The organism is Cellulomonas hominis, from assembly GCF_901521055.1.
GTDB classification, from domain to species: domain Bacteria; phylum Actinomycetota; class Actinomycetes; order Actinomycetales; family Cellulomonadaceae; genus Cellulomonas; species Cellulomonas endometrii.
This window is the reverse complement of sequence record NZ_CABEGA010000047.1, coordinates 17552-34097: the sequence shown is the minus strand read 5'-3', so window position 1 is coordinate 34097 and position 16546 is coordinate 17552. Positions and strand designations below refer to the sequence as shown.

Annotated in this window: 14 protein-coding genes and 1 pseudogene; 8 read left to right on the top strand and 7 right to left on the bottom strand. The window is 75.6% G+C overall.

Features of this window, described 5'->3' with window-relative positions; translation table 11 throughout:
• A pseudogene (locus tag KJP73_RS19295) lies at positions 1-316 on the bottom strand (hypothetical protein); the annotation flags it as partial.
• Between KJP73_RS19295 and KJP73_RS12980 the strand changes: the two are divergent.
• Positions 311-997, top strand: coding sequence for an NYN domain-containing protein (locus KJP73_RS12980; protein ID WP_249669367.1), 687 nt, complete (start codon positions 311-313; stop codon positions 995-997). The pseudogene KJP73_RS19295 and the gene KJP73_RS12980 sit on opposite strands and share 6 nt — an antisense overlap.
• Before the next feature lie 63 nt (positions 998-1060).
• Here the strand turns inward: KJP73_RS12980 and KJP73_RS12975 are convergent, their stop codons facing one another.
• A complete protein-coding gene (locus KJP73_RS12975; RefSeq protein ID WP_213283286.1) occupies positions 1061-2872 on the bottom strand; it encodes an AMP-dependent synthetase/ligase in 1812 nt (603 codons plus the stop codon).
• Positions 2873-3140: 268 nt separating this feature from the next.
• Between KJP73_RS12975 and KJP73_RS12970 the strand changes: the two genes are divergently transcribed.
• Positions 3141-4085, top strand: coding sequence for an ROK family glucokinase (locus tag KJP73_RS12970; protein ID WP_213283285.1), 945 nt, complete (start codon positions 3141-3143; stop codon positions 4083-4085).
• A 46-nt stretch (positions 4086-4131) separates the two neighbouring features.
• Here KJP73_RS12970 and KJP73_RS12965 read toward each other — a convergent pair whose 3' ends face one another.
• Positions 4132-4761: a hypothetical protein gene (locus KJP73_RS12965; protein WP_213283284.1), complete on the bottom strand. Its 630-nt coding sequence runs from the start codon at positions 4759-4761 to the stop codon at positions 4132-4134.
• Between the two features lie 85 nt (positions 4762-4846).
• Here KJP73_RS12965 and KJP73_RS12960 point away from each other — a divergent pair, with 85 nt between their 5' ends.
• From KJP73_RS12960 to KJP73_RS12950, 3 genes are all read left to right on the top strand, one after another.
• Positions 4847-5638 carry a lysophospholipid acyltransferase family protein gene (locus KJP73_RS12960; protein WP_249669365.1) on the top strand — a complete coding sequence of 264 codons (792 nt, stop codon included), beginning with the start codon at positions 4847-4849 and terminating at the stop codon, positions 5636-5638.
• Between the two features lie 139 nt (positions 5639-5777).
• Positions 5778-6998 carry a pyrophosphate--fructose-6-phosphate 1-phosphotransferase gene (locus KJP73_RS12955; protein ID WP_213283283.1) on the top strand — a complete coding sequence of 407 codons (1221 nt, stop codon included), beginning with the start codon at positions 5778-5780 and terminating at the stop codon, positions 6996-6998.
• Positions 6998-8350, top strand: coding sequence for a class II 3-deoxy-7-phosphoheptulonate synthase (locus KJP73_RS12950; protein WP_213283282.1), 1353 nt, complete (start codon positions 6998-7000; stop codon positions 8348-8350). Before KJP73_RS12955 ends, KJP73_RS12950 begins: the two co-directional genes overlap by 1 nt.
• A gap of 96 nt (positions 8351-8446) precedes the next feature.
• On the opposite strand, the gene pknB is transcribed toward KJP73_RS12950, so the two are convergent.
• Entirely contained in the window at positions 8447-10468 is a 2022-nt protein-coding gene (gene pknB / locus KJP73_RS12945) for a Stk1 family PASTA domain-containing Ser/Thr kinase (RefSeq protein ID WP_213283281.1), read from the bottom strand.
• A 48-nt stretch (positions 10469-10516) separates the two neighbouring features.
• The gene (locus tag KJP73_RS12940) at positions 10517-11926 is read right to left on the bottom strand and encodes a LysM peptidoglycan-binding domain-containing protein (RefSeq protein ID WP_213283280.1); all 1410 of its coding nucleotides are present in this window, start codon (positions 11924-11926) and stop codon (positions 10517-10519) included.
• 247 nt (positions 11927-12173) lie between these two features.
• On the opposite strand from KJP73_RS12940, the gene KJP73_RS12935 reads away from it, so the two are divergent.
• Complete coding sequence (locus KJP73_RS12935; RefSeq protein ID WP_213283279.1) at positions 12174-12590, top strand: Rv2175c family DNA-binding protein; 417 nt, start codon at positions 12174-12176, stop codon at positions 12588-12590.
• Positions 12591-12608: 18 nt separating this feature from the next.
• Here KJP73_RS12935 and KJP73_RS12930 read toward each other — a convergent pair whose 3' ends face one another.
• Positions 12609-13727, bottom strand: a complete 1119-nt coding sequence (locus tag KJP73_RS12930; RefSeq protein WP_213283278.1) for a polyprenyl synthetase family protein — start codon at positions 13725-13727, stop codon at positions 12609-12611.
• 17 nt (positions 13728-13744) lie between these two features.
• Positions 13745-14278 carry a hypothetical protein gene (locus tag KJP73_RS12925; RefSeq protein WP_213283277.1) on the bottom strand — a complete coding sequence of 178 codons (534 nt, stop codon included), beginning with the start codon at positions 14276-14278 and terminating at the stop codon, positions 13745-13747.
• A 126-nt stretch (positions 14279-14404) separates the two neighbouring features.
• On the opposite strand from KJP73_RS12925, the gene KJP73_RS12920 reads away from it, so the two are divergent.
• A complete protein-coding gene (locus KJP73_RS12920; protein WP_213283276.1) occupies positions 14405-15931 on the top strand; it encodes a DUF4192 family protein in 1527 nt (508 codons plus the stop codon).
• 127 nt (positions 15932-16058) lie between these two features.
• The gene (locus KJP73_RS12915; RefSeq protein ID WP_213283275.1) at positions 16059-16457 is read left to right on the top strand and encodes a universal stress protein; all 399 of its coding nucleotides are present in this window, start codon (positions 16059-16061) and stop codon (positions 16455-16457) included.
• Positions 16458-16546: the final 89 nt, after the last annotated feature.

Below are 16546 nucleotides of genomic sequence, written 5' to 3'. Positions count from 1 at the left end.
TTTCAAACAAGAAGACGGCATCCGAGATGCCGTGCCTTCTCGGGGCCTGGAAGTTGTGTAAAAGAGCCGGCGCCCCGGCCGGCGGGGCCCCGCCGCCCCCGCCGCGCCCCAGCCGGCCGAGTCGGCCCGCCTGGCCGCCCGGCTCGCCGCCCGCCTCGACGCGGAGTCCGCCCGCGCCGACGCCGCCGAGGCCGAGCTGGCGGCGCTGCGCAAGGAGCTGCGCCGGCTCCGGTCCGACGCCGACCGTGCCCGGTCCGAGGCCCGCCGCGCCGCCGAGCACGCCGCCGAGGTGGCCGCGGCGGCGGAGCGGGTGCACGCCGAGGCAGCCCGCGTCCGCGCCGCCGCCGACGAGGACCGCGCCCGCGCCGACGCCCTGGCCCGGGCGGCGCGCGAGGACGCCGCCGTGCTGCGGGACCTCGCGGAGGTCCGGGTGCGGCTGCTGCTCGACACGGTCGTCGAGGCGGGCGCGGCGCTGCGCACGGAGCTCGCGCTGCCGCCGGCCGGCCGGATGCCGGCGGACCTGGTCGCCCCCGCGCCCGGAGCCGGTGCCGCGCCGCGCGCGACGTCCCGCGGCCGCGGCGCCGACGACCCCGCCCTGCTGGACGACCTGCTCGCGATGCCGCGCGCGCACCTGGTGGTCGACGGCTACAACGTCTCGAAGCGCGCGTGGCCGGAGCAGCCGCTCGCCGAGCAGCGCCGGCGCCTGACCGAGCGGCTGGCCACCCTCGCCGGCCGCACCGGCGCGGAGGTCACCTGCTGCTTCGACGGCCAGGAAAACGGCCAGGAGCGGGCGGCCCCGGGGCCCCGCGGCGTGCGCGTCCTGTTCTCCGCGGGGGAGATCGCCGACGACCTGATCCGGCGGCTGGTCCGCGCGGAGCCGACCGGGCGCGTGGTGGTCGTGGTGACCAGCGACCGCGCGCTCGGTGCCGACGTCGAGGCCGCGGGCGCGCGGGTGCTGCCGTCCGCCACGCTGCTGGCGCGCCTCGGCCGGGTCTGACGGCCCCCGGCGCGGTCGCTACGCGACGGGCGCCGGCGCGGGAAGCCCGCGCCGGCACCCGTGTCAGCCCGCGTGCTCCTCGCGGTAGATCGCCTCGACGTCCCCCGCGAAGTCCTTGAGCACGTGCGTGCGCCGGACGCTGAGCTTCGGCGTCAGGTGCCCGCTCGCGATCGTCAGGTCGCGGTCGAGGATGCGGTACTTGCGGATCGACTCGGCGCGGGAGACCGCGCGGTTCGCCCGCTCGACGCCCTGGTCGATCGAGGCCAGCACCTCGGGGTCCGTGGCGGCCTCGGCGACCGTGAGCGGCGGGCGGCCGTGCGCGGCGCACCAGCCGGGGAGCCCCTCCGCGTCGAGCGTCACGAGCGCCCCGATGAAGGGCCGGCCGTCACCGACGACGACGACCTGGCTGATCAGCGGGTGGGCGCGCAGCCGGTCCTCGAGCACCGCGGGGGCGACGTTCTTGCCGCCGGCGGTGACGATGATCTCCTTCTTCCGGCCGGTGATCCGCAGGTAGCCGTCGTCGTCCAGCGACCCCAGGTCGCCGGTGCGGAACCAGCCGTCGTGGAACACCTCGGCCGTCGCGGTGGGGTTGCCGTGGTACTCCCGGAACACCTGGTGCCCGCGGACCTCGACCTCCCCGTCGGCGGCGATCCGGACCGACGTACCGGGCAGGGGAGGCCCGACGGTGCCGATCCGCGTCCTGCCGGGCATGTTCACCGTGGCCGGCGCGGTGGTCTCGGTGAGGCCGTAGCCCTCGAGCACCTTCAGGCCGATGCCCCGGAAGAAGTGCCCGAGCCGCTCGCCCAGCGGCGCCCCGCCCGAGATCGCCCACTCGACCCGCCCGCCCATGGCGTCGCGGAGCTTGTGGAACACCAGGCGGTCGGCGATCTTGTGCTGCACGGTCAGCGCCAGACCGGGCCGGCCGTCGTCGAGCGCGCGGGAGTACGCGATCGCGGTGCGCGCGGCCCACTGGAAGATCTTCAGCTTCCCGCCGGCCGCGGCCTTCTGCTCCGCCGAGTTGTAGACCTTCTCGAAGACGCGGGGCACCGACAGGATGAACGTCGGCCGGAACTCCACGAGGTCCGCGAGCAGCTGCTTCGTGTCGGGCGTGTGCCCGAGCACCGCGCCGGCCGGCACGCACAGGACCTCGACGAACCGGGCGAAGACGTGCGCCAGCGGCATGAACAGCAGCGTGCGCGACCCCGGCGTGGCGACGACCTCGTGCAGCCCCTCGACGGCGTTGCGCGCCAGCACCGCGAAGTTGCCGTGCGTGAGCTCGACGCCCTTGGGCCGCCCGGTGGTGCCGGAGGTGTAGATCAGCGTGGCGAGGTCGTCGCGACCGGCGTACCGGCGCCGGCGCTCGAGCTCCGCGTCGGTCACGCCCGTGCCGTCGGCCTCGAGCTGCTCGACCGCGCCGTCGTCGATGACGAGGACCTCCCGCAGCAGCGGTGCCTCGGGCCGCACCTCGGCGACCGTCGCGGCGTGCTCCGCGGACTCGACGACGACGAGCGTGACGGCCGCGTCCGTCAGGATCCAGTGCACCTGCTCGGCGGACGAGGTCTCGTAGACGGGCACGGGCACCGCCCCGGCGGTCCACAGGGCCCAGTCGAGCAGGGTCCACTCGTACCGGGTGCGGGACATGATCCCGACGCGGTCGCCGGGTTCGACGCCGTGCGCGGCGAACCCGCGCGCGACGGCACGGACCCGGCGGTCGAACTCGCGGGCGCTGACGGTGCGCCACGAGGTCCCGGTGCCGGGCGTCTTGTACTCGATGATCGGCCCGTCGCCCGTGGCGGCGACGCGCGCGTCGAGCAGGTCGAGCAGGTTCTCCCGCGGGCCCGTCTCCACGAGCAGGGGGGTGCTGAACTCCTCCATGTCTGGCTCCATTGTCAGAAAGTCGAGGGTTGCGCGCAGCATAAGGGACCAAGGTCCCAATCGCCGATGTCCGGCGCGTCGCCTCACCCGCGCGAGGGAGTTCGGGGGCCCCGCGGCGGTGGGAGCGTGTGCAGCGATGTCCGGTTCGCACGCTAGCGTGGGGGCGCACGCGCGCAGTGCTGCCGCCGCCGCACCGGAGCGCACCGCGCCCGGGGCCGGCGGCCCGCGCCGTGCGGCTGGGGAACCTCTCACGCGGAAGCAGGGAAGCATGCACGCCATCGGTGTGGACATCGGCGGGACGAAGATCGCCGCCGGTGTGGTCGACGAGGACGGCCGGATCATCGCGAAGACGCGTCGTGACACCGACCCGCGGGACTCCGCCAGCGTCGACCGGGGCGTCATCGAGGCCTGCCAGGAGCTCGCCGAGCAGCACGAGGTCGGCGCGATCGGCCTGGCCGCCCCGGGCTTCATCGCCGCGGACCAGTCGACCGTGCTCTTCACCCCGAACCTGCCGTGGCGCGAGCACCCGCTGCGGGACATCGTCGCCAAGGAGCTCGGCGGCGACGTGAAGATCGTCGTCGAGAACGACGCGAACGCCGCCGGCTGGGCCGAGTTCCGGTTCGGCGCGGCGCGCGACGTCCAGGACATGCTGCTGCTGACCATCGGCACGGGCCTCGGCGGCGCGCTCGTCGTGGGCGGGAACCTGGTCCGGGGCGCGTGGGGCGTCGCGGCCGAGGTCGGGCACATGCGCGTCGTCCCCGGCGGGCACTACTGCGGCTGCGGCCACGAGGGCTGCTGGGAGCAGTACGCCTCGGGCAGCGCCCTGGTGCGGGACGCGCAGTCCGCCCTGATCACCCAGCCCGAGCGCGGTGGCCGGCTGCTCGAGCTCGCGGGCGGCGACGCCGACGAGCTCACCGGCCCGCACGTGACGCAGGCGGCCCAGGAGGGCGACGCGCTCGCCGTCGAGCTGCTCGCCGAGCTCGGCCGCTGGATCGGGGAGGGCTCGGCGTCCGTCGCGGCGCTGCTCGACCCCGCGATCGTCGTGATCGGCGGCGGCGTGAGCGCCGCGGGCGACCTGCTGCTGGCCCCCGCCCGTCGCGCGTTCCTCGACCAGCTGTCGGCCCGCGGTCACCGGCCCGAGGCCACGTTCGCGCTCGCGTCGATGGGCAACGACGCGGGGATCGTCGGCGCGGCGGACCTCGCCCGCCGCTGACGTCACCGGCTCGCCGGCGGACCGGCCACGACCCGGGCGGCGACCGTCAGACGACGGCGCCGTCCGAGTCGTCGTGGTCGTCGTCGCGCCGCTGGGGCATCCGCCACACCAGCAGCGCCACCCCGAGCACGAACACCGCCGCGGAGGCCTGCAGCACCGCCGAGGGCGCGCCGCGCCACGCGACGACCACGACGAGCCACAGCAGCGGCATGCCCGTGACCGCCAGCCAGGCCATCGTCAGCAGCGGGTCGCCGCCCAGGACCGGCCCGGGGTCGGGCGGCCGGAAGTGCTCGGCCTCGTCGACGCGCCGCTCCGCGTCGTCCATCTGGCCGGTCGCGTCCCAGTCCCTGCCGGTGGCCGGTGCGGGCCCGACGGGTCCCGCGGGTCCCTCGTCGCCGTCGGGCCGGGCCGGGCGCACGACGCGCCGGTCGGTCACCCAGGGCGCGACGGGGTAGGTTACGGCGGGACCGGACGACGTCCGCGGGTCGTCCTGGCCTGCGGGAGCGGCGTCCGGCGGCGTCACCGTGGCAGTCGGGTCCCCGTCGCCGCGCAGGTCGGCCACGATCGCGGCCCACTGCTCGTCGGAGACGTGGAGCGGGTCCGGACGCCCCTCGGGCGCGTCGTCGCGGTCGTCGCCGTCGGGTGACGGGTCGGGTCGGTCGGGACGCGGGGCCATGGCAGCACTCTAGAGTCGGCTCCGAGCACAGGGCACGGGGACGACGCACAGCCGGCCCGCGGCGACGAGGGCGAGAGGTGGCAGGTTGTTCTACTGGTTCATGAAGCGGGTCCTGGTGGGCCCGCTGCTGCACCTGCTGTTCCGCCCCTGGGTGCGGGGCGCCGAGCACGTGCCCACCGACGGTGCGGCGATCCTCGCCAGCAACCACCTGGCCGTCATCGACTCGTTCTTCCTGCCGCTGGTCCTGGACCGCGAGATCGTGTTCATCGGCAAGAACGAGTACTTCACGGGGCGTGGCCTCAAGGGCCGCCTCACCGCGGGGTTCATGCGCGGGGTCGGCACGATCCCCGTGGACCGCAGCGGGGGCAAGGCCTCGGAGGCGGCGCTGCGCACGGGCCTGAACCGGCTCGCCGAGGGCAAGCTCTTCGGCATCTACCCCGAGGGCACCCGCAGCCCCGACGGCCGCCTGTACCGCGGCAAGACCGGCGTGGCCCGGATGGCGCTGGAGTCGGGCGCCCCGGTCATCCCCGTCGCGATGATCGACACCGACAAGGCGCAGCCGCTCGGCCAGCGCCTCCCGCGCCCGCGCCGCATCGGCGTCGTGATCGGCGAGCCGCTCGACTTCAGCCGGTACCGCGGCATGGAGAACGACCGGTTCATCCTGCGCTCGGTGACCGACGAGATCATGTACGCGCTCATGGCCCTGTCCGGCCAGGAGTACGTGGACATCTACGCGGCGACGCAGAAGGCCCGCATCGCCACGGGCCACCCGGCCGCGACCGGTCCCGCCGCCCCGGAGCGCACCGCTCCCGGCGGCCGTGCGGTGCCCGATGTCCAGGTTCCGGTCCCGCCGGAGGACGAGTCCCCGGCTCAGTAGGATGAGCCTGCTGCCGCGGTGACCGCGGCGGCACCCCGGACCTCGGTCCCGGGTCCGGTCCGCGTCCGTCGCCTTGAGTGACCTGCGGGCCGCTGAATGCGGCTGTGCTGTTCTGTGCTTTCAACGAGAGGTGTGTCTCATGTCGGTTCGTCGCGTCGCGCTCCTGACCGCGGGTGGCTTCGCTCCGTGCCTGTCCTCGGCCGTCGGTGGTCTCATCGAGCGGTACACCGAGATCGCCCCCGAGATCGAGATCATCGCCTACCAGCACGGTTACCACGGGCTCCTGCGCGGCGACAAGATCGTCATCGACGCCGAGGGTCGCGCCCAGGCGCCGCTGCTGCACCGGTTCGGCGGCTCGCCGATCGGCAACTCCCGCGTGAAGCTCACGAACGCCGCGGACTGCGTCAAGCGCGGGCTGGTCCAGGAGGGCCAGGACCCGCTGCAGGTCGCGGCCGAGCAGCTCAAGGCGGACGGCGTCGACGTGCTGCACACGATCGGCGGCGACGACACGAACACCACCGCGGCCGACCTCGCCGCGTACCTCGCGGACAACGACTACGGCCTGACCGTCGTCGGCCTGCCGAAGACCATCGACAACGACGTGGTGCCGATCAAGCAGTCGCTCGGCGCGTGGACCGCAGCCGAGGAGGCCGCGGGCTTCGCCGCGAACATCATCGGCGAGCACCGCTCGGGCCCGCGCATGCTCATCGTGCACGAGGTCATGGGCCGGCACTGCGGCTGGCTCACCGCGGCCGCCGCCGCGGAGTACCGCAAGTGGCTCGACACCCAGGAGTGGGCCCCGGCCCTCGGCCTGACGCGCGAGCGCTGGGACATCCACGCGGTGTTCCTGCCCGAGCTGGCCCTCGACATCGACGCCGAGGCCGCGCGCCTCAAGGCGATCATGGACGAGCAGGGGAACGTCAACATCTTCCTGTCCGAGGGCGCGGGCATGCACGAGATCGTCGAGCAGCTCGAGGCCTCCGGCGCCGAGGTGCCGCGCGACCCGTTCGGCCACGTCAAGCTCGACACGATCAACCCGGGCCAGTGGTTCGCTAAGCAGTTCGCCGAGAAGCTGGGCGCCGAGAAGGTCATGGTCCAGAAGTCCGGGTACTACTCGCGCGCCGCGGCCGCGAACGCCGAGGACCTGCGCCTCATCAAGTCGATGACCGACCTGGCCGTCGAGTGCGCCCTGCGCGGCGAGGCCGGCGTCATCGGCCACGACGAGGAGGACGGCGACCGCCTCAAGGCCATCGCGTTCCCGCGCATCGCGGGCGGCAAGGCGTTCGACGTCTCGCAGCCCTGGTTCGGCGCGCTCCTGGAGGGCATCGGGCAGTCCCTGGTGCCCGCGACGGCGCACTGATGAGCGTCGAGGCGGACCCGCGGGTGCTCGAGGGCCTCGAGCACTGGCGGTCGCTGCCCGTCACGCAGCAGCCGGCGTGGCCCGACCGGGACGCCCTCGCGCGCGTCACCGGCCGGCTCGCCGGCCTGCCGCCGCTGGTGTTCGCGGGGGAGTCCGACGCGCTGCGCGGCCAGCTCGCGGCCGCCGGGCGCGGCGAGGCGTTCCTGCTGCAGGGCGGTGACTGCGCGGAGACCTTCGCGGAGGCGACGGCCGACAACATCCGCGGCAAGATCATGACCGTCCTGCAGATGGCCGTCGTGCTGACCTACGGCGCCAGCCTGCCGGTCATCAAGATGGGCCGGATGGCGGGGCAGTACGCGAAGCCGCGGTCGTCCGACTCGGAGACCCGCGACGGCGTCACGCTGCCCGCGTTCCGGGGCGACATCATCAACGGCTTCGAGTTCACGCCCGAGGCCCGCACGCCCGACCCCGAGCGGCTGCTCGACGCGTACCACACGTCCGCGTCGACGCTGAACCTGATCCGCGCGTTCACGACGGGGGGCTTCGCGTCCCTGCTGCGCGTGCACGAGTGGAACCGCGGGTTCACCGCCAACCCGGCGTACGCCCGCTACGAGGAGATCGCGGCGGAGATCGACCGCGCGATCCGGTTCATGGCGGCGTGCGGGGCGGACTTCGACGCCCTGCGCACCGTGGACTTCTACTCGAGCCACGAGGGGCTGCTGCTCGACTACGAGCGGCCCCTGACGCGGATCGACTCCCGGACCGGCCTGCCGTACGACTGCTCGGCGCACTTCCTGTGGATCGGGGAGCGCACCCGGCAGCTCGACGGGGCGCACGTCGACTACTTCAGCCGCGTGCACAACCCGCTCGGCATCAAGCTCGGCCCGACGTCCACCGCGGACGACGCGCTGCGCCTGATCGACAAGCTCAACCCGAGCGCCGAGCCGGGCCGTATCACGTTCATCACCCGCATGGGCGCCGGCAAGATCCGGGACCTGCTGCCCTCGCTGGTGGAGAAGGTCACGGCGGACGGCCGCCCGGTCACCTGGGTGTGCGACCCGATGCACGGCAACGGCATCACGTCGGCCTCCGGGTACAAGACCCGGCGGTTCTCCGACGTGATGGACGAGGTCGCCGGGTTCTTCGAGGTGCACCGCGCGCTGGGGACCGTCCCGGGCGGGCTGCACATCGAGCTCACCGGCGACGACGTCACCGAGGTGCTCGGCGGTGCCGAGGAGATCGACGACGCCGGGCTGGCCCGCCGGTACGAGACGCTCGTCGACCCGCGGCTGAACCACCAGCAGTCGCTGGAGCTCGCGTTCCAGGTCGTGGAGCTGCTCCGCCGGAGCTGACGCCCGACGCGACGACGCCCGCACCGGCCCCGAGGGGGCGGGTGCGGGCGTCGTCGTCTGCGTGGGTGTCCGGGCGCGAGTACGGGACGGGCCGGCTCAGACGACGGTGAGGGTGATCGTCGTCCCCTTGGGGACCGCCTGCTCCGCGGGCACGCTCTGGTCGCGGACGGTGCCGAACAGGCCGCCGAGGATGTTGCGCCGCTCGGCCTTGAGCCCGAGGCCGTCGAGGATCGTCGCGGCCTCGTCGTACTGCTTGCCGGTGAGATTCGGCATGGGGACCGTCTCGGGGCCCTTGGAGACCGTGAGCGTCACGGTGTCCTTGCGGTGCCCCTCGGTGCCGCCCGCCGGGTCCTGGGCGATGACGTCGCCGGCCGGGACGGTGTCGCTGAACGCCTCCTGCGGGCTCACCGCGAGCCCCAGGGACTCCAGCTGCGCCTTGGCCTCGTCGAACGACGCGCCGGTGACGGACACGATCGTCACGGGCTGGGGCCCGTCGGAGATGGTCAGGTACACCGTCGAGCCGCGCTTGACCTTCGCCCCGTCGGCGAGCGGCGCCTGGTCCGCGTCGGTGACCGCGAGCACGCCGCCGAGCCCGACCTCGTCGTCCCAGAAGTCGCCCTCGACGTAGTCCACCTCCAGGTCCGCTGCGAGGAGCGCCTCCTCCGCGACGGCCTGCTGGGCGTGCAGGAGGCCCCCGGGCAGGTCCACGAGGTCGGGACCGCGGGACACCGACAGCTGCACCGTGCCGTCCTTGCGGACCCGCTCGCCGTCGCCAGGGTCCGCGGCGAACACGGTGCCCACCGGCGCGGTGTCGTCGAACGCCGGGACCGGGTCCGCGCCGAGGCCGGCGTCCTCGAGCAGGGCGACCGCCTCGTCCTCGGTCAGCGAGGTGACCGCGGGGACCGTCGTGTAGGCGCCCGGACCGGCCGCGAGGTACCACCAGGTGCCGCCGCCGACCAGCGCGACCAGCAGCACGCCCAGGGCGACCCAGCGTCCCCACCGGCGGTGCCGGGCGGGGGAGTCGGCCGGGGCGGGGCCGCCGGCCGTCACCATGCCGATCGGCAGGGCGACGGTGCGCCCCGGCGCGTCGATCCGGGCAGTCGCGCCGGCCGGGATCTCGTCGCCGGCGTCGTCCACCGGGGAGCCGTCGACCCGCGTGGCGGCCCCGCCGGCCGACGCGCCGGGGGTGGCGTCGTCCGCGTCGGTCGCCTGCGGCAGCGTGACGGCCGGCGGCACGTCGACGCGGCGGTCGAGGGTCGCCGGGTCCAGGGCGGCGCGGGTCCGCCGGAGCAGGGCCAGGGCCGCGGACGCGTCGGCGGGCCGGTCGTCGGGCTCGCGCGCGGCCAGGGCGCCGACGAGCTCGTCGACCTCGACCGGCAACCAGGACGCCGTGTCCGAGGGCGGCGGCACGTCGGAGTTGACGTGCTGGAACGCAATCTGGATGGGCGTCTCGCCGGTGAAGGGCTGCGCGCCCGTGAGCATCTCGTAGAGCAGGACGCCCGCGGCGTACACGTCGGTGCGGGCGTCGCTGGCGCCGCGGACGACGAGCTCGGGGGCGAGGTACGCGACGGTGCCGAAGACGGTGCCGGTCGTGGTGGACGTGACCTCGGTGACGGCGCGGGCGAGACCGAAGTCGGCGACCTTGATCCGGCCGTCGGTCGCCATGAGCACGTTCTCGGGCTTGACGTCGCGGTGCACCAGGCCGGCGCGGTGCGCCGCGGCCAGGGCGTCGAGGACGTGCTCGCCGACGTCGAGCGCCTCGCCGACGGTCAGGGACCCGCGCTCGGCGAGGTGGCGGCGCAGGTTCACGCCGTCGACGTACTCCATGGTCAGGTAGGAGGTGTCGCCGTCCAGGCCCTGGTCGTACACGCCGACGAGTCCGGGGTGGGTGAGCCGCGCAGCGGCGCGGGCCTCGCGCCGGAACCGGGCGACGAAGTCCGCTCCAGCGCCGCCCTCCGCGAGGTGCGGGTGCATGACCTTGAGAGCGACGTCCCGGTCGAGCCGCCGGTCCACCGCCAGGTACACGGTCGCCATGCCGCCGCGCGCGATGCGCGACACGACCTCGTAGCGCCCGTCGACCAGCTGGCCGACGAGCGGATCGGTGACGGTTGCTCCCACGGGCCGAAGTCTACGGGCGCGGTCCGGCCAGACCCGGCAGGCCGCGGCTCAGTAGCGCGTCATGTGGGTCTGGACGTTCGCCACGTAGCGGCGGGTGTCGCTGAACATGCCGTTCCGCTTCACCGAGGACGAGCCCTGGTAGTAGCTGGCGATCGCCGTGGAGAGGTCCGGGGACGTGCGCACGAGCTGGCGCAGGATCGCCACGCCCGCCACGACGTTGTCGTCCGGGTCGATCAGGTTCAGCTGGCGGCCCACGAGCTGCGAGGCCCACTCGCCGGAGCTCGGGATGACCTGCATCGTCCCGATCGCGTTGGCGGGGGAGACCGCGGTGTGGTTGAACCCGGACTCCTGGAACGCGATCGCCTGGGCGAGCGCGGGGTCGACCCCCATCGAGCGCGCGGTCGCGGCGACCTTCGCCTGCATCTGGGCGCGGGACGGCACGCCCATGGCGAGCAGGCTCGCCTTGTTGGCGTTGGCCGACGCCACCACGCTCGGCGCGTAGGTGCGCCCGAGGAACGTGTTGCCGACCAGCGCGGTCCCGCCCGAGGAGGCCGGAGCAGCCGCGGCGGCCGCCGGGGCGCCCGGGACGGTGAGCCGCTGACCCACGCGGATGAACGCGCGGGAGTCCAGGCCGTTGGCGGCCACGACCGCCGAGACCGTCGTGCCGTAGCGCGACGCGATCGCGGAGACCGTCTCGCCCGAGGCGACGGTGTGCGTGCCTCCGGTCGTGGCGGCGGCGGCCGGTGCGGGTGCGGCGGCGCCGGAGGCCCCGGGCACGGTGAGCGTCTGGCCGACGCGGATGAACGCGCGGGAGTCCAGGCCGTTCGAGGCGACGACGGCGGAGACGGTGGTGCCGTAGCGCTTCGCGATGGCCGAGACGGTCTCGCCGGACGCGACGGTGTGGGTGCCGCCGGTCACCGCGGGAGCTGAGGCCGGGGCCGCCGCGGCCGCGCCGGACCCGCCGGGCACCGTGAGCGTCTGGCCGACGCGGATGAAGGCGCGGGAGTCGAGGCCGTTGGCGGCGCTGATCGCCGCGACGGTCGTGCCGTACCGCTTCGCGATGGCCGACACGGTCTCGCCCGAGGCGACCGTGTGGGTGCCGCCGGCTGCGCTCGGCGCCGCGGGGGCGGCCGTGGCCGGGGCCGCGGCGGTGGGGATGGTCAGCCGCTGGCCCTCGCGGATGAACGCGCTGGTGCCCAGGCCGTTGGCGCTGCGCACCGCGGTGACCGTCGTGCCGTAGCGCGCGGCGATGTGGCTGACCGTGTCCCCGCTGCGCACCGTGTACTGGTCGTCCGCGTGGGCGGCGCCGCCCGAGGCCGTGACGGCGACCGCGGCGATGGCGATCGCGCCGGTCCCCGTGGCGAGCCGGCGACCACGGCGTGCGCCGGTGCGAGGGGTCGCGCCGTCCCCGCGGCTGCGGTCGGCCTGGTCCGTGAGGGCGAGGGCGGGCTGCGTCATGGTGAGGACCCCTGTGCTGAGACGACGTGGTGCAGTGACGTGCGGTGCCTGTGTGGCTGATGTGACTGGTGTGACGAGAGCGACGGTAGACCACCCGCGGAGCCCTGGGAAGCGGGGCGGGTGATATGTCCGGTTCACCAGCGGTGATGCAGGCCCGTGCTCACACCTGCGGCCCAGCGGGCTCGTCCGCCCGGGGGAACGCGGGCCCGGTGGCGTGCTGCGGCCGGGCGGTCAGTACGCTGGCCGGGTGACTGCGCAGCCCCACCCCGATGACCTGGTCGACTCCTGGCTCACCGTGCCCGACGTGGCCGAGGAGCTCGGCGTCGACGCCGGCAAGGTCCGCCGCCTGCTCAAGGAGCGCCGCCTGATCGGCATCCGCCGCGGCGACCCGCCCGTGCTGAGCATCCCGGCCGCGTTCCTGGTCCCGGTCGACGCCACCAACCCGCCGGCGGACCCGCACGACGAGGACGCCGCCGCGCCGCGCGCCGCCGTGATGGCGTGGCTCCAGGGCACCGTGAGCGTCCTCGGGGACGCCGGCTTCTCCGACGCCGAGGCGATCGCCTGGCTCTTCACCGAGGACGAGTCCCTGCCCGGCCGGCCGGTCGACGCGTTGCGCTCCGGCCACAAGACGGAGGTGCGGCGCCGGGCGCAGGCGCAGCTCTGACGTCGCCCGCGCGGGGCCTCAGGCGCGCCGGTCGACGGCCGCGTGCCCGAGCCGCACCAGCATCGCCCGGCCGTCCTCGGCGAGCGGGGCGGCGGCCAGTGCGCCGAACGCCCGGTCGCCGAGCTCGGTGATCAGCGCCTCGACGTCGGCGACGGCGCCGCTGGCCTCGATGCGGCCGGCGAGCGCCGCGCAGGCGGCGTCGTCCAGGCCGCGGTCGCCGAGACCCGCGCGCAGCGCGTCCGCCAGCCCGGCGTCGGCCGTCGCCAGCGCGTGCCCCATGGCCCGCGCCACCAGCACGGTGCGCTTGCCCTCGCGCAGGTCGTCCCCGGCCGGCTTCCCGGTGGTCGCCGGGTCGCCGAACACGCCGAGCAGGTCGTCGCGCAGCTGGAAGGCCTCGCCCAGCGGCAGCCCGTAACCCGTCACGGCCGACAGCGCGGCGTCGTCGGCCCCGGCCAGCACCGCGCCGAGCAGCATCGGGTGCTCCACGCTGTAGCGCGCGGACTTCGCGACGATGACCTCGCGGGCGCGCGCCTCGTCCGCGACCGGGTCCTCGCCCCACGGCAGCACCTGCGCCAGGAGGTCGAGGTACTGGCCGACGGTGACCTCGGTCCGCATCCGGTGGAACACCGCGTGGGCCCGCACCCGCAGGTCCGCGGGGGAGCCGGCGACCGCGCGGACGAACTCGCGCTCGCTCGCCACCAGGGCGAGGTCGCCGAGCAGGATCGCCGCCGACTCGCCGTAGCGGCCCGGATCGCCCGACCAGCCCTGCTCGGCGTGCAGGCCGGCGAAGCGCCGGTGCGCGGCCGGGCGCCCGCGCCGCGTGTCCGAGTCGTCCATGACGTCGTCGTGGAACAGCGCCGCGGCCTGGAACAGCTCGAGCGCTGCTCCCACCCGCAGCACGGCGTCCGCGTCCGGGGACGCGGGGTCCCCGCCGTGCGCACGCCACGACCAGTAGCAGAACGCCGCCCGGAGGCGCTTGCCGCCCTCGAGCATCAGCCCGAGCGCCTCGGCGAGGGGGGCCGCTCCCGCACCCGCGGCGACCAGCTCGGGCAGCAGCTCCTCGACGTGCTGCGTGAGCAGGGCGTCGACCCGGCTGCGGAGGTCCTCGGCGTCGACGAGTGCGGTGGCGGGGCTCACGCCGCGAGCCTAGGGCCTCACAGCCGGACGGTCCCGCCCAGCGTCAGCGTCCGCACGCCGTCCCGGTCGAGCACCCCGAGCGTCAGCAGCTCCTGCCCGCCGTCGCCACGGACGAACGTGGAGGTCGCCGCCAGCCCGGAGGTGCCCGGGTCCACGACCGTCTCGACGAACCCCGCGGCGACCAGCTGGTCCCTGAGCGGCCCGAGCAGGTCGGCCGTCGCGAGGGGGCTGCGCAGGTTCAGGCTGATCGTCGTCAGCCCGGTGGCCCGGTCCGGCTCCGCGCTGGACACGAGGATCTCGCTGCCCTCGGGCGGCGCGACGAGGTCCGCGGGGAACCCGGGGGCGAGCCCGCCCACGGCCGAGCCGGTCGCGGTGGGGCTCGGCAGCAGCGTCTCGGTGGCCGACGGCGTGACGCCCGGCACGGCCGACGCTGAGGCGGTCGGCGCCGGGTCGGCGGTGCCCGGGGAGTCCTCCGTGCAGCCCGCCACGGTCAGTGCCGTGGCGAGCGCCGTCGTCAGGAGCAGCGCGACGGTGACGGGACGGGCGGGCACGCGCCTCACCCTAGCGGCGCTCCCCGCGCGGTCACCGAGTCCTCCACAGCGCTCCGGGGCGCGCGTCGTCCCCAGCGGGCGGCCGGCGTGCTCTCCCGCAGGTCAGGGACACGATGAGGTGGGGCCATGACCACGACGGACCTGACCCCCGACCGCACCGCCGACGACACCCCCGACCACGCCCACCACCCGCGCCCCCCCGCCACGCGCCGTGCGCTCCGGCTCGACCACACCCGCGAGCTGCTGGGCCTCGTCCCGTACCAGCTCGGCTTCGAGCCGCGGGACTCGGTGGTGGCGGTGAGCCTGCGCGGCCCCCGGCGCGAGGTCGGCCTCGTCGCGCGCGTCGACGTGGCGGACCTGCTGTGCCCCGCGGGTGCCGGGATCGCGGCCGGCGTGGCGGGGCACCTCGCCTCGGACGGCGCGACCGAGGTCGTGGTGGTGGTCTACGACGACGCGGGAGACCCGCGCGAGCCCGGGCGCGGGATGCGCTGCGACGGCACGGCCAGGGCGGTCCGGGCCGCCCAGGTCACCCGGGCCGCCTGCGCACGGGTGGGTGATGTCGCCGTGTGGCTGGTCACGCAGGGGCACTACCTCGGCCTCGACTGCCGGGACCGCGGCTGCTGCCCGCCCGGCGGCCGGCCGCTGGAGGACCTGGCTGCCGGGGAGCTCGCCGGGCACCTCGTGGGCCGGCTCGTGGGCCGACGGGACCCGGTGCTGCCCTCGCGGGACGACGTCGGCGCGATCGCTCCGGCGGCGGCGGGGCCGAGGCGCTCCGCGTCTGCCGCGCGGTCCCGCTGGACGGACCTGCTGCTGCGCAGCACCCGGCCCGTGGACGTCCTGGCGTGGCGTCAGCGGTCGCTCGGCACGTGGCGGGCCGCGCTCGCCGCCGTCCAGGACAGGCGGTCCGAGGGCGACCCGGCCACCACGGACGTCGGCCCGGACGTCGGCGCGGACGTCGGCGCGGTGGCCGCCGCGGCCCTCGGGCGGATCGAGGCGGCGCTGGACGACCCGGCGGTCCGCGACGCGGTGGTGCTCACGCTCGTGCAGCCGGGGACCGACGTGCCCGACGCGCTCGTCCGGTACGCGGACGACGGCATCGCCGGACGCCGCGGGGCGTGGGACGGGGACCCGGCCGGGGACGACGGGTATCCGGACGAGGCGGAGGTGCCGGGCTCCCCGCTCGAGGAGGCCGGCGACGACGCGCTCGCGGGTCCGGACGCGGAGGCCGGCTGGGCCGCCGGCCGCCCCCGCAGCCCCGGCGACCCCGCCGGCCCCGACGGCGAGCGCTGCGCCAGGGCCGCGGCGGACGGCGGCCCCCGGACGCCGACGGTCGGCGCGCGGGCCGTGTCGGACGCCGTGCGGGCGGCGCTCGACGTGCTGGTGGAGCCGGCGTGCGCGCGGGAGCCCGACCAGGACGTCGCCGAGGCGGCGCAGGCCCTGCTGGAGCGGGTCGTGGCGCACGGGCGCAGCGAGCGGCAGGCGCCGGCGCTGACGCTGCTGGCGCTGCTCGCCTGGTGGGAGGGCGACGGGGTGCGCGCGTCCGTCCTGGTCGAGCGCGCCCTGAGCCACGACCCGGGTCACCGGCTCGCCGAGGTGCTCGACCGGGCCCTCGGGGCGGGCCTGCCGCCCGGGTGGATGCGTCGTCGCTGCTGAGCGCGTCGGGGGCGGTCGTGCGCACGGAGACGTTCCGGTACCGTCTCCAGCACGGTCCACGGCCGCACCCGCGCAAGGGCGCCCCGGTGCCGGGCTGCGGACGCAGAGCACTCGCGAGGAGCACTTCATGAGCATCGTGGTCGGGTACCTGGCGACCGTCGAGGGGCGTGCCGCCCTGACCGCCGCGACGGGTGAGGCCGTCCGCCGGTCGGAGCCGCTGGTCGTGGTCGTGAGCGAGCGCGGCGACGAGACCGAGGAGCAGAAGGCCGAGCTGGCGAGCGCCCTCGACGAGGTGCGCACCTCCCTGGAGTCGCGCGGCGTGCCGCACGACGTGCGGGTCATCGCGGGCGGCCGCGACGTCGCCGAGGACCTCATCGGCACTGCCGAGGAGGCCGGCGCCACGCTGATCGTCATCGGCCTGCGCCGCCGCAGCCCGGTCGGCAAGCTGATCCTCGGCGCCAACGCCCAGCGCATCCTGCTCGACTCCCCGTGCCCCGTGCTGGCGGTCAAGCCCGACCCGAGCTGAGGGCGCGTCCGGACGGGCAGCACCAGGGGGCGCGGGACACGCCCGGGTGACATCCGTGGGAATCCGAGGGCCCGTTCGCGCGTTGAGCA

Excerpts from the sequence above, each read along its gene's own strand:
- KJP73_RS12970 (WP_213283285.1), top strand. The coding sequence starts at position 3,141 with ATGCACGCCATCGGTGTGGACATCGGCGGGACGAAGATCGCCGCCGGT.
- KJP73_RS12975 (WP_213283286.1), bottom strand. The coding sequence starts at position 2,872 with ATGGAGGAGTTCAGCACCCCCCTGCTCGTGGAGACGGGCCCGCGGGAG.
- KJP73_RS12940 (WP_213283280.1), bottom strand. The coding sequence starts at position 11,926 with ATGACGCAGCCCGCCCTCGCCCTCACGGACCAGGCCGACCGCAGCCGC.
- KJP73_RS12955 (WP_213283283.1), top strand. The coding sequence starts at position 5,778 with ATGTCGGTTCGTCGCGTCGCGCTCCTGACCGCGGGTGGCTTCGCTCCG.
- KJP73_RS12915 (WP_213283275.1), top strand. The coding sequence starts at position 16,059 with ATGAGCATCGTGGTCGGGTACCTGGCGACCGTCGAGGGGCGTGCCGCC.
- KJP73_RS12950 (WP_213283282.1), top strand. The coding sequence starts at position 6,998 with ATGAGCGTCGAGGCGGACCCGCGGGTGCTCGAGGGCCTCGAGCACTGG.
- KJP73_RS12965 (WP_213283284.1), bottom strand. The coding sequence starts at position 4,761 with ATGGCCCCGCGTCCCGACCGACCCGACCCGTCACCCGACGGCGACGAC.
- KJP73_RS12920 (WP_213283276.1), top strand. The coding sequence starts at position 14,405 with ATGACCACGACGGACCTGACCCCCGACCGCACCGCCGACGACACCCCC.